Annotated in this window: 5 protein-coding genes; 4 read left to right on the forward strand and 1 reads right to left on the reverse strand. The window is 37.4% G+C overall.

Annotated features, from left to right (window positions below; genetic code table 11):
• The first annotated feature begins 5 nt into the window (after positions 1–5).
• From FNN09_RS03370 to FNN09_RS03385, 4 genes are read left to right on the forward strand one after another with little or no spacing between them, the layout of a single operon-like run.
• Complete coding sequence (locus FNN09_RS03370) at positions 6–3386, forward strand: PAS domain-containing protein (protein WP_143300071.1); 3381 nt, start codon at positions 6–8, stop codon at positions 3384–3386.
• 33 nt (positions 3387–3419) lie between these two features.
• Positions 3420–4571: a hybrid sensor histidine kinase/response regulator gene (locus FNN09_RS03375; RefSeq protein ID WP_143300072.1), complete on the forward strand. Its 1152-nt coding sequence runs from the start codon at positions 3420–3422 to the stop codon at positions 4569–4571.
• Positions 4572–4608: 37 nt separating this feature from the next.
• On the forward strand, positions 4609–9984 hold the full coding sequence (locus FNN09_RS03380) for a transporter substrate-binding protein (protein WP_143300073.1): 5376 nt from the start codon (positions 4609–4611) through the stop codon (positions 9982–9984).
• Positions 9985–9997: 13 nt separating this feature from the next.
• A complete protein-coding gene (locus FNN09_RS03385) occupies positions 9998–12598 on the forward strand; it encodes a PAS domain S-box protein (protein ID WP_185968837.1) in 2601 nt (866 codons plus the stop codon).
• Between the two features lie 96 nt (positions 12599–12694).
• Here the strand turns inward: FNN09_RS03385 and FNN09_RS03390 are convergent, their stop codons facing one another.
• The gene (locus tag FNN09_RS03390) at positions 12695–14344 is read right to left on the reverse strand and encodes a methyl-accepting chemotaxis protein (RefSeq protein WP_143300075.1); all 1650 of its coding nucleotides are present in this window, start codon (positions 14342–14344) and stop codon (positions 12695–12697) included.
• Positions 14345–14347 lie beyond the last annotated feature (3 nt).

Consider the following 14347-nt stretch of genomic DNA (forward strand, 5'->3'; position numbering starts at 1 on the left):
CAAAGATGACGGTAATAAAAAACAATAATTGGGATAAGCAATTGTGGGTATTGCAACAATTAACAATTGCCAAGCATCTGTTTGTAGTCCGTTTCAACAAAGGCACTTATCAAACTATTGCTAAAACAAGTGATGAGGCTAACTGGAAGGCTGAATTACAAGTTGTTTATGAATCGCATAAATGCGAAACAGCCGTTTTGCAAGAGGGAGAGCCTTGTTTTAATATTAATGTCGACTTGCCTTTTACCAAGTCAATTGCCTACTATCCAATTGCGGTCGACAAACAGTGTTGGGGTTTATTAATTCTTATGAGTGAGCAAGAAGATGCACATCTCTTGCTTGATCTTAGTCTGATACTGTCAACTGTCAAAAACTTTGAAAATGAATTAATTCTTGAACACCAAAGTATTAATCAGCATAGTTTTGTGGAGAGTGACCCAGTTATGACATTCCTTCTGGATTCGATGAATGGTGTGCCTTGGCGCCTGGATTTTAAATCTGGAAAATACACTTATCTTGGAGCTCAGTCAAAAAAGGTGCTGGGCTTTACAATGGACGATTGGCCTGATTTAGAGTCTTGGAAAGCTTGCATTCATCCAGAAGATGCTGAGTGGGCCCTTAATTACTGTTTCGAATGCAGCGTTAATAACGAAGACCATCTTTTTGAATATCGCTTAGTTCAAAAAGATGGAAGTATTGTTTGGGTACGTGATGTGGTAAGTGTTATTACAAATAGTAATGGTGAAGTTATTGAGTTAATTGGCTTCATGATTAACATAAGCGATCTTAAAAATAAAGAACAAGAGCTTAGGGAAGCGAATGCTCTACTACATTCAGATAAGCAATTACTCAATGCCTTTATTAATTCAATTCAGTCTTTTGCTTTTATGAAAGACTTAAATGGAAATTGGTTGTTAACCAATCAATTTTACGAGACTTTTTTTGGTATTCCTGAACAAGAATTCAAAGGTAAGAGATTAGAGCGCTTTTTGCCTGCTCATCTGGCATCAGAAATGAGACAGCAGGAGCAAAAAGCAACTGAAAGTGGGGAGTCCAATAATTTTGAGTTTAGCTTGAGTGATTCAAAGGGCAAAAAAAGATGGTTTTATGCATCTTACTTTCCAGTATTCGATACGGAAGGAGAGGTTGACAAGCTATGTGGTACCTCAGTTGATATTACCAAACGTAAGGAGTTTGAACTAGAGACTGAAAGATTACACGATCAACTTAATTTTGTTCTTAATGCAACGAATACTCACTTATGCATTATTGACGATGTCGGTAATATTGTTTTTAATACAGAAAGGCCTATGCATGGGGGTGAGAAGTGTTTTAAGCACTTTAGGAATAGAACCGAAAAGTGCGAAGAATGTCCGCGGCAGAACGCTGTGAAGAGGCGGAAAACTTTCTATTATAGTCTCCCGGGAGAAGAAGCAAAGAATATCCAGGTAACAGCTTTACCGTATGAGACAAGCGATGGAAAGTTATACATGGCCGAGGTTAGGGTTGATATTAGTGATCGTATAAAGGCCGAGGCGGAGATTAAACTACTCAATGAGCAGTTAAATATGTCTATGTCGGCAAGTCAAATAGCATTTGTCGAGTATGATTTAAACAATTATACCTACAAGGTTGCCGATTACCTAAAAAATATAATAGATTTTGATTTAAATGGATCCAAGATAGACTTAAGCTGGTTGGAGTCTCGAATTCACAATAATGATATTGGGGTAGCAAAGTTTAAGATACATCAATTGATTAATAAGAAACAAGAAAAGGTACAGTTCGAGTTTCGTTTTCTCAATCATAATCAAAAATACATATGGCTAAATATACACCTGCGTACTATTTCAAGCGAAAATGGTCAAGTCAATTGTGTTTATGGAATAATTCAAAATATAAATGACTACAAATCCTTAGTGAGGGAATTAGAGCAGGAGCGTAACAAATCAAAAATGGCAGATGATGCTAAAACAAATTTTCTGGCCAACATGTCTCATGAAATAAGAACTCCAATGAATGCCATACTTGGGTTTTCTGAAATATTAAATAAAACCCTGCCCAATGGAGTTTCAAAAAACTACCTTAAATCAATAAAAACAAGTGGTAAGGTTTTAATGTCCTTAATCAATGATATATTGGATGTATCAAAAATTGAGGCTGATAAACTAGTATTGAAGCTCGAGACGATAGATTTTAAGCAATTGATCTCGGAAATAGCTGAAACATTTGTGTTTAGTGCCAACGAAAAAAGCCTCGAATTGAACCTTATTCATCCTACACATATGCCTGCGGGACTGGTTTTAGATGAAATTCGCATAAAACAGATATTGCTCAATTTGATTAATAATGCTGTTAAGTATACACACGAGGGGCATGTGAACATATCCTATTGTTATACTAAGTCAGAGCAAGAAAATACTGGGCAATTGTATATCAATGTTGAGGACACAGGTGTTGGTATTAAAAAGGAAAAGCAGAAGTCGATTTTCGACCCGTTTGAACAGGAAGAAAAAAGCATTAATAAGCATATTCAAGGTACTGGTTTAGGCTTGTCTATCATTCACAAGTTAGTAAAGTTAATGAATGGTAGCATAACATTGAAAAGCATTGAGGGCCATGGTAGTAGCTTTAGTATTGTTCTTCCAAAAATAGAGCATAAAAGTTCGATTGACAAAAGTGATGACCTACCAGTTGTAGTGCCAAATTATAAGGGGAAAAAGGCATTGGTTGTTGATGATGTAGCATCCAATCAAGAGGTATTAGATTTGTTCTTGAATGATGTCGGTATCGAAACAACCGCTATTAGCACAGGACGCAATGCTGTTGATTTAATGGAGCATAACATATACGATGTTGTTCTTTTGGATATTAATATGCCTGATATGAATGGCTTTGATGTGTTAGAATTAATTGGTAAAAGCAATAATTGTCATCTTAATAAGGTATTAGCAGTTACGGCCGCATCCTTGGATCATGAAATAGAGAATATGATTAATAAAGGCTTTGCAGGAGTGGTAACCAAGCCAATTGATGCCAATTCTCTTTATACGCAGTTAAGTAAAATTATTGATCAGCCAAACGCATTAATTCAGGATGTTCATTTGGAGAAAGAAGAGGATATTTCCTTGTCTGACGATGATCGTCAAGAATTAATAAAAACCATAGATGAGAATTTAATGCCGCTATGGAATCTTCTGTCAAAGCGTCAGGCATCAAAAGATTTGAGTGAATTTAATTCTAAATTAAAGCAAGTTGTAGATAATTATCCGCTTAAGAAGTTAATCGATTACCAAATACAATTAGACCTTGCTATAAAATCATTTGATTTTGAGGCAATTGCGATGCTTCTTCCTGTGTTTAAAAAGTTAACTCAGCAATTATAATAACCAGACAATACTGCTACTAACATCAGATACATGAATGAAAAGAATTACACCGTTTTAATTGTAGATGATAACCCAAAGAATCTACAAGTATTGGCAACTTTACTGTCGCAAAACAACTACAATATCGAAGTGGCTAATTCAGGCAAAGCAGCTTTATCGTGGTTAAATGACCATGAGTTTGATGCTGTTTTGTTGGATATAATGATGCCTGAGATGGATGGTTACGAAACATGTCGGCAGATAAAGCGTAACAAAGAATGGAGCGAGATACCAGTCATTTTTTTAACAGCCAGAGAGGATATTGAAAGTATCACCATGGGTTTTCAGGTAGGAGGCGTTGATTACCTCACTAAGCCTTTTAACCATGACGAATTATTAGCCAGGTTAGCAACACATATTGAATTAAAAGAATCGCGACAAAAACTGGCCAATGTTAATCAGTGGCTCAACCAAGAAGTTGAAAAAAAGACCCTTGAACTTCGCCAGGCAAATGAAGAGTTAAGGCAGTTGGATGCATCTAAAAACGATTTTCTAAAATCCATTAGTCACGAAATTAGAACGCCACTGAATGGTATATGTGGCTCATTAAACTTACTACGTAATTTTTCGCAAGATGCTTTTTTTACCGATGTAATTAGCTTACTCGATCAATCGGTTTCTAATTTAGAAAAGTATTCATATGCAGCACTTCAAATAGCTAACTTACAATTAAAAGGAGATTCTCAGTTGGAGTGGCAGCGTGTTGACTGGCAGGTTGTTATTGGAGAGTGTGTGAAGCAGGTTAAACAAAGCAAGCCAGATGAGGAGATTGATGTAGTTGTAAAGCCATTTCCTGATGAAGCTGGTTCTACAGTCGATTTTGAATACCTGTGTAATGCCATAGAGGCCTTGCTGTTCTCATCATTGGCTTATTCAAAAGAACCAAAGATCATTATTTCAATGGAAGATGATGGGGATTACTGGAAATTAATTATCGAAGATAATGGAAGCCTTTTTAATGGTAAAAAGGTGTCTCATTTCTTTGATTCAATTAACAATCAAAATTACCAGTTTGAGCGAAATAATGCCATGGAATTATACCTGGCAAAAATAATTATACAAACACACAAAGGAGATTTATCGTTCGAAAACAAAGCAGATAAGAGTGGCACGCGCACGCTTGTAACATTGTCAAAGTCATAGGAACGATACCTATTATTTTAAGTCGAATAGAATACGTATGTGCACATATAAAGTTGGAGTAATTTTTTCCTTAACGGGCTCTTTGGCAAAAAGCGAAAATGCTTTGTTGGATGCTACAATCTTGGCTGTAAAAGAAATAAATAGTGCTAGTGGAGTGTTGGGGCATAAGGTTGAATGCATTGTTAAAGATGGCGAATCAAATGCCTTGGTGTACAGGCAAAAGGCCGAGGAATTAATTCTTGAGCATGGCGTAAAGCTTATTTTCGGAGGGTGGACTTCGCAAGCGCGCAAAGCTTTGAAAGAAGTTGTGGAAAAATATGATGCGCAGTTATGGTACCCCATGCAATACGAGGGACTTGAAGAATCGCCAAATATAGTTTATACAGGAAGTACACCAAACCAACAAATTATTCCTGCTTTAGATTGGTGTTGGCAACAAAAATGGCGCAATTACTTTTTGATAGGATCAGACTATGTTTACCCGATCACTGCCAACAAATTAATACAATCATATATAAAGCAAAAGAAAGGCATTGTTTCAGGAGAATATTATGAAGCACTAAACTGTTCCGATTTTTCTAATGTTGTTGATAAAATTAAAAGTGTAAAACCTGATGTTATCATTAACACCTTAAATGGAGAGAGCAATAAGGCCTTTTTTACTCAGCTTTCTGAGCAAGGTATATCAGCTGATGACACACCTGTTATGTCAACATCCATTGCCGAACCTGAGTTTAAGATGATTGGAGCATCGACCGTTGGGCATTTTGCTTGTTGGGGATATTTTCAAGGGCTTAAAGGAGAGATGAATGAGCAGTTTGTAAAAAGCTATCAGGGTGAATGTGGTTCTAACAGTTTGGTTTCTGAGCCAATAGTTATGGCCTACGCTCAGGTGCATATTTGGAGGCAGATTTGTGAATCCCAGAAAGACTTCTCTACTCGAATAGAGAAGAACAGTTTTGAAAGGGTTTATCAAACGCCTGGAGGAGGAGTAACGCTAAAAAAGAATCAGCATTTTTCACGCAAAGCCTATGTGGGGCAAGTGGCCAAAAATGGGGTGCTTAAACTAAGGTGGTCATCTAAGAGTGAAATTGATCCTTTGCCATGGATGGGTATCGAGAAGTGTGATTTGCAGTCGGAATATCTCATACGCGACATTTTGGGCAACTATCCAACATTATTAAGCAGTAAACAGAGCTTGGAAAATGAGATGAACAAGAGTAATGCCTCTCTTGCACAGCTGAAGGAACAAAGGCTTAAAGTAAAAGATGAGTTACAGAGCAAAAAAGATGAGCTAAAGCGAATAAATGAGGATCTTGATCGACAAAAAGAGGAGTTGCATAGATGGCAAAGTCAAGTGGCTTCGGTTGAAGAAGAGCTGCGATCTAACTTAGAGGAGTTGTCAGATAAGAATGAAGCCTTAGAAGAGAGTGAGGAACGGTATCAAAACTTTATTCAATTAAGCCACGAGGGAATTCATCGTTGGGAGTTGCGCCGTGCTTTATCTTTATCTCTTCCAGAGGATGAACAGATAGAATGGTTCCATAAACATCTGTTTTTAGCCGAATGTAATTCTGCGTTTTCAAAACTATACGGTTACGAGTCTCCTGAACAGATAATTGGCTATTCATTGTCTGAGTTATTGGGTGGTAAAGACATCGCTAGTCAACTATTAAAACAGCTTATTCGATGCGACTTTAACTGGTCTAACTACGAAACACTTGAACAAACCAAAGATGGAAGAGCGCTTTGGTTCTTAAATAATATGTTTGGTGAGCGCCATAATGGTTATTTAACCCGCTTGTGGGGAACACAAATTGATATTTCAGAACAAAAGCAAATGCATCAAAACTTATCTGAGCGAGAAGAGTTCTTTCGCTTAGCTATTGAAGGTAGCAATGATGGTATTTGGGATTGGAACCTGGAGAATAATGAGGTGTTTTTTTCAAAACGATACAAAGCCATCTTGGGCTATGTTGATAATGAGTTGGAAAACACGTTCGAAACATTTACCTCACTGGTACATAAAAATGATTTGAAGTCTACGCTTGATGAGGTTGGGCGATTTGTTAAAGGTAGCGCAGATAAGTACGAAGTAGAGTTTCGGATGGCTCATAAAAAGGGGCATTACGTTCATATTTTGGCTCGCGCGTATTTAATGCGTAATGAAGATGGTAAGGTGTATAGAGTTATAGGTACCCACCATGATTTATCAGAACGTTACAAGGCCGAACAGGATTTGAAGCAGCAAGTAGATGAAAACCTATCCTTGTATGAAGAGTACCGCACTACCAATGAGGAGTTGCACGAAAAGAATAATGAGTTATTGGCGGCCGAAGAAGAATTGAGGGCTAATACCGAAGAGCTGTTTTTGAAAAATAAGCAGATCGTGCAAAGTGAAGACCGTTACAGGGCTTTGTTTGAGAACATGAATGAGGCTTTTAGTGTACACAAAGTTATTACAAATGATGCAGGAGTTGTGGTAGACTTTGTTAATATCGAAATTAATAGTGCCTATGAACGTTATGCAGGAAGATCAAGGGATGTATTAATAGGAGAGTCCTACTGTCAGGCACCACAGCCATTTGACCAGGAATATTTAGATGTTGTTGGCCAGGTGGCAACAAGCGGAATTGGCATCAGTATGGTTCGACAAGCAACATTCAATAATCGTTATTACGAAGCCAATATATTTAGTCCCCAAAAGAATTATTTTGCCCTTGTATTTAATGACATAACCGACGATGTTGAAAATCAACGACGGATAAAAGGTATAAGCCAGCGTTATGAGTTTATTTTGAAGGGAACCAATGCTGGAACCTGGGATTGGGAAATCGATAAAGATCGTTTAATATTAAATGAACGATGGGCCGAAATTGTTGGATATACACTGGAAGAGCTTGGACCCATGGATGCAAAATCATGGGATGTTCTTTTGCACCCTGATGATTTAGCTCTAGCCAATGAAGCGATACAAGAGCATTTAAGTAATACTCAAAATAATTTCCATGTTGAGTATAGGCAACGACACAAACGTGGTCATTACGTTTGGGTGCAATCGCGTGGTAAAGTGGTTCAATGGGATGGTAGTGGCAAACCTGTTCGTATGAGTGGTATTCTTACCGATATATCAGAAGAGAAAAAAACTTTACAAGCTTTAAACAAAAGCGAAGAGCGTTACAGGTCTTTATTTGATAATATGAATGAGGCTTTTTGTTTATACGAGGCCATATACGACGAATTCAAAGTTGTAGATTATATTTTTAAAGAGGTAAACGATGTGTACCTCGGTTATTTTGGTTTTAACCGTGAGCAGATAATTGATCGGAAATACAGTGAAGTGTTCGATACAGACGATGAGGACTGGTTTTTAGCCATTAACCATGTCATGACTACAAACCATCCGATTGAACTGGTTTGGAAATCACAGCTTAATAAGCAATATTATGATGTTAGTGTGTTTAGTCCTCAAAAAGGAATGTTTGCAACGGTCTTTAGAGATATAACATCTGAGGTTTTGGCGCAGAGAGCCTTATTAAGTGTTAAAAACCGAAATGAGCAGATACTAGAAGGAACAAACGCTTGTACATGGGATTGGGGCCTTAAATCGGGTAGCTTTGTTGTTAATCAACAATGGGCAAAAACAATTGGTTATACCTTAGAGGAGTTGGAACCAATTAATGAGCAAACGTGGAATCGGTTTATCCATCCTGATGATTTGCAACAAACAAAAGAGCTACTTGAAAAGCATTTTAAAGGCGAATCGGACTTATACGATGATGAATTCAGGCAAAAGCATAAAAACGGTCATTGGATTTGGGTACAATCAAAAGGCAAAGTGCTTGAGTGGGATGATAAAGGCAATCCCTTACGTATGAGTGGTATGCATATCGAAATAACCGATCGGAAAGATGCTGAATCGCAACTCTTGAAGCAGATGAATGAGTATCAGGAGCTTAATTCACTTTATAAGGAGGTGAATTATGAGTTGCAGAGAAGCAAGGAGAATCTTGAGGAGGTGGTTGATAGTCGTACAAAGGAGCTGCAGGTACAAAAGGAGATGGCAGAAAAGGCCAGTCATGCCAAAAGTGATTTTATTGCCAACATGAGTCACGAATTGCGTACACCCTTAAATGCTATCTTGGGTTATGCCCATATACTTCAAAATCAAAGTAATATTTCAATTCCACAGAAAAAGCACCTAAAAACCATTTACTCCAGTGGCGAGCATCTCCTAGAGATGATTAACGAAATTCTGGATTTTGGTAAGATTGATGTCAATATGTCGAAGATCGAAAATGAAGATTTTAACCTGTCGGATGTTATTGATACAGCGCTTAATATTGTCAAAGTGAAGGCCGAAGAAAAAGGCTTGTATTTGAATTACGAGGCTTACTTCGAAACCAATCAGATAGTGAAATCCGATGCCAGACGTTTAAAGCAAATATTATTAAACCTTTTAAGTAATGCCGTTAAGTATACCTATAAAGGAGGTGTTACCATTAAGATTACCCATGTAGTTAAGAATGAGAGTTCCATCGAGATAAAAGTGCAAGACACTGGCAGAGGCATAGCTAAAAAGGATGTTGAAGCAATTTTTGAACCTTTTACTCAGAGCTTAGGGGATAAAAATTTTGTTGAAGGTACCGGTTTGGGTTTACCCATTACGCAGCGCATTGTGGAGCTGATGGGGGGCGAAGTTTATTTAGAAGAAACATCAGACCAAGGAAGTTGTTTTAAAGTAGTTTTGCCGATGGTTTTTGAACGAGATTATTCGTTTAATGAAACCAACCATTCATCGATAAGTGCTTATACTGGTAGCCCTCAAAAAATATTATTAGTAGATGATAGCACCATTAATTTAAACATGCTGTCTGACTTGCTAACTCCTTTAAATTTTGAAATTTGCACGGCTCTTAATGGCCAGGCAGCTCTTGATCTGTTTCAAGCACAACAGCCCGACTTGGTTATTCTTGACTTTATGATGCCCGATGTTGATGGACTTGGTTTTATTGAAGCCTTAGGCAAAAGCGCATCAAATAGTAAAATTCTGGGAGTATCAGCAACCTTAACCAACGATGCCCGTCGTAAGGAATTTGTTGATCATTGTGATGAGTTTTTGGCAAAACCCATTGATCCATATGTGCTTTTGTGTAAAATGGAACGTTTACTACCAATTTCATTGGTTCGTAGCCAACAAACAATAGAAAAGGAAAAGCAAGAAATGGTTTATCCTTCAAGGGAAACTTTAAATCAGCTATGTCAATTAGTAAACGAAGGTGCTTTTGTTGAAATTGAAGCCATTGTTGCTTCTTTGGAAGAAGCGCAGTATGCTATTTTTAAAAAATATATGATTGAGGCCATTGAAAATTATGATGACGATCGCATTGTAGAGTTGTGTAATGACAATTAATAATTACAAGCGCATGGACGTAGATAAGACAAAACAAAAAATACTAATAGTTGATGATACGATATCGGTCATTGCTATTCTAAAAGAAATAATTCTTCGAGCAGGGTATCAGGTTGCAATTGCTACTTCAGGGGAGAAAGCACTCCGTAAACTATCTGTTATAAAGCCCGACTTGATACTTTTAGATGTGATGATGCCAGGTTTGAATGGTTATCAAACATGTGAAGCTATAAAAGTACAAAAGGAGTTTGAGCAAATACCTATCATCTTTATTTCTGCGCTTAATGAATCATTTGATAAGGTAAAAGCATTTAAAAGTGGGGCTATTGATTATGTGCCCAAGCCTGTTAATGGAGCTGAATTATTAATGCGAATTAACGTGCATTTAAAAATTGCAAATTACAGAAATCACGTTGATGAGTTAAATTTGCAGCTAGAGGAGAAAGTAAAAAAGAGAACGAAAGTTTTAGACCAACGAAATAAGGAGCTTCTTGATAAAAATTTACAGCTAGATAAGCTAACTCACCAGCTACTTTATGAAAAAGAGAACCTTGATTTGATCATTAATAGTGCCTCGCTGGGCACGTTTGAAGTCAATGTTGAAACAGGTTATGCCAAGCGGAATGCAATAGCGGCTGCTATGATCGGTTATTCGATTGAGGAATTAGGTAATACAAACGAGTTTTGGTTGTCGCGCGTGCATCCCGATGACTCAGAGATTGTAAAAGCTGGCTGTTCGAATCATAATGTTGAAGGGTTTGATATCCATTATAGGATGCAGCATCGCTTGGGGCATTGGGTTTGGGTTCAATGTAAAGGGAAGGCCACAAAACGCCATGATAATAATGCTATATTTTTAAGTGGAATTATTATGGATATCACAGAACGTAAAGCAAGCCGAGAAGCGCTTGAGAATAGTGAAAAACGCTTTCGCTTATTGTCTGAATATTCCAGTGAAGCTATTTTTATACATTATAAGGGTAATATAGTAGAATGCAATAAGGCATTTGCAAGCTTAATGAATGTCTCGGATCCAAAGGAATTATATAATACCCCAATTCCTTTTGATCGAATTTTGCCAGAATATCAAGATCTTGCTATCAACAATATGACCAAGCATCTTTCTGGTAAATTCGAAACAGAAGTTTTGCGTTCCAATGGAAGTATTTTTGATGTTGAGATTGAGACAAACAACATTTATTATAAGGGGAAAGAGATGCGTTTGGTTGCCATGCGGGATATATCTCTTCAAAAAAATACAATCCGTTTGTCAGAAAGAAGGTTGAAAATACTTGAAGTGTTTGAGCACTCATCGCTGGAGCAGTTATTGATTAAAATATTGGACGACATACAAGCTTTATCAAAGAGTGAAATGTGTTTTTTGATTCCATTTAAAGAGGCCGTTTTCTATAATACGGTTCAAACCTACTCAAGTGAAGTAGCCAACAAACTGGATCAGCAAACGCCAGGAATGTTTTTAGGGGAATATTTTAAAAATAAAATAAACGAGTGCTTGCTAAATAAGCAGGCCATAACATTTGAGTTCCCCAATGATGTACAAGAAGAAACTTTGTTTCAAAGGGCTCTGCTTTATCCTGTAGTTCGGGAGGAAATTGTCTTGTCGATAGTTTTTGTAGCCAATAAATCAACTGAATACATTCAGCATGATATTGGTATTTTAGATCAAACGATTGATTGGTATCGCGAAACGTCGGAGCGAAAAAGAACCGAAGAGGAGTTACATAAAAGTGAGCAGCGTTTCGCTAATATTTTTAATGATAGTGAAACGGCTATGTTATTAATCGATCCCGAGTCCAATGCAATAATACAGCATAATAAAGCAGCTCAAGTCATGTACCAAATGACGGAAGCAGAGTTGGATGATAAAAAATTTGTTGAGCTATGTACCAATGACTCCAAAGATGTGCAGGCCGACTTCTTACGTGTATTAAAGCATGAGTTATCGAGCATGCGTTACACTCATATTATGAGTGACGCATCGGTAAAACAAGTTGACGTGTTCTTTAGCATTATTGATTCCTTGAATCGTCAGTTGATATTTACCATTATTATTGACCGCTCGGCATCGTTTAAAGCGCAAAATGAGCTCTTAAAAGTTAATCAGCGTCTCAATGGGCTTGATAACATTGTTCATTATCACCCAAACTCTATTAACGATTTACTGGATTATGCTGTTCAACAGGTTATTCAATACACAGCTAGCCAGTTTGGTTATTTATATGAATACTCACAGGAGAAAAATGTCTTTTTATTGAATAATTATTCCGAAGAAGTTCCTTTGGTACTCAAGAACGAGGATCAGCAGATTGGACAGGTTGCTTGCGTTGTTCAGTCTGCTCATGAGAAAAGGATTGTACTAGGTGATTCAATGAATAACCTAATTAAAGGAGAAAGCAATCAGTTAATCTATTCAGCCTCTATTCCTATTTTAAATAAGGAAAAAGTAGTTGGGGTTATGTGGATTGCTAAAGAAGATGAGCAATATGATCTGTTTGATGTGGAGCAGGTAGGCTTATTACTCGAAACCACCTGGTTGTTAGTTGAGAAACAAAAATTGCAAGATGAACTGGATAATCATATTTACCAGCACTAGGTATTTGTTGTGGTATAATATGAGACAAATTGGTAAATAAAAATCAGCGCCAAGCCTGGGTTATATAACAGGCCTGACGCTGTTGAATTAAAGGGACTACATATTTTCGTATTCTTTAAGAGTATCTTGTAAGTCAGATAATTCAAATGTGTTGGTGCCATTTTTACTAGCAACAGAGTGGGAGTTGTTTACCTGACTTGCCTTTGGCTTTTGGCGCACATTCTTTTTTTGTTTGCGATGGCCAATGGTGAAGAAACTGGTGATCTCCTCCAGTTCTGTGGCCTGAGAAGACATTTCTTCGGAGCTACTTGCCATTTCTTCTGAAGAAGATGCATTTTGTTGTGTTACCATGCTCAACTGCTGTATCGCTGAATTAACCTGGTTAGCACCTGTTTCTTGTTCCTGACTGGCCGAAGCAATCTCTTCAACTAACTGTGACGTTTGCTGAATATCAGGCACAATACTTTTTAACTGTTCGGTTGATTCATTGGTTAATTTCATGCCATTTTCGGCCAGGGCAACAATTTCACTTGCAGCTAACTGACTTCGTTCAGCCAACTTCCTTACTTCTGCTGCTACTACCGCAAAACCTCGTCCTTCTTCACCGGCTCTGGCAGCTTCTACAGCTGCATTAATAGCTAATAAATCAGTTTTTTCTGCAATTTGCACCACCACATTTATTTTTGAATAAATTTCGTTAACTGCCGAAGCACTGTTTTCAGAGGCAGATACTAAAGCTTGCATCGAAGCGCTTGCATTAGTTGATATAGTTCTCGTTTTTAAGGCGTTTTCGGTATTCTGCTGAATGTTGGCTGCCATTTCCTCCATCGATGATGATACTTCTTCGGCAGAAGCGGCTTGCTCACTAACACCCGAAGATATGCTTTGTGCGCCGGAGCTTAATTGTTGACTGGCACTAGAAATATTATCAGCTCCATTGCTTATGCTGCCAATAATACCACGTAGTTGATTAACCATGTGAAGCATATTTTTAATCACCCCTTGGCGTTGGCTAATATTTGATGTTTCAATAGTTAAATCACCATTGGCCATTTTTTGAGCAATTTCATCCAACTCGAGTGGTTCGCCACCCAATGTTTGCGTAATTGTTTTAGTAATATAAAAAATGATAGCAATAGAAAGTAGTATGGCAGAAATCAAAAATATGATGGACAGCTGAATTAAACTGACCTGTGTTGCATCGTATATTTCATCTGCTTCAACATTCTCTTGAAGCATGGATGATTGTATCTGTTGCAAAGGTGTAGATATATCTATAATTAATTGATCCATGCGCTCATCAAAAGCCATTAATCGTTGATTTGACTCTTCCGTTATGTCCTGTTCGAGTATGGGAAGTATTTCATTTTCAAACAAATTAATAAGTGCATTCTTCGATTGTTGAGCGTCGTTATACAAACGTCGTTCAGTGTCCGTATCTAAAAAATCATTTAAATTATTAAAGTCCATACGAGCCTCTTCTTTTATGGCACTCCACTTTTGCTTCACTTCAGCAAGTTCTCTGTGAATGATGGCATCACCAATAACCATATAAAATTGGTAGGGTAAGGCATCTATTTCTGTGACTAATATAGCTGTTTCAGCGCGTTGAGCGCCCTCATGCTGAAGATTGCCTAGTTGGTTTAAGCGATTTATTTGTATAAGGTTGGCTATAGCAAATATGATTAACACCACTGCAAAGCTGATGCTCAATTGCTGACTGATTTTTAAATTTTTTACGTTCATATG

The organism is Carboxylicivirga sp. M1479 (assembly GCF_007097485.1).
GTDB lineage: Bacteria > Bacteroidota > Bacteroidia > Bacteroidales > Marinilabiliaceae > Carboxylicivirga.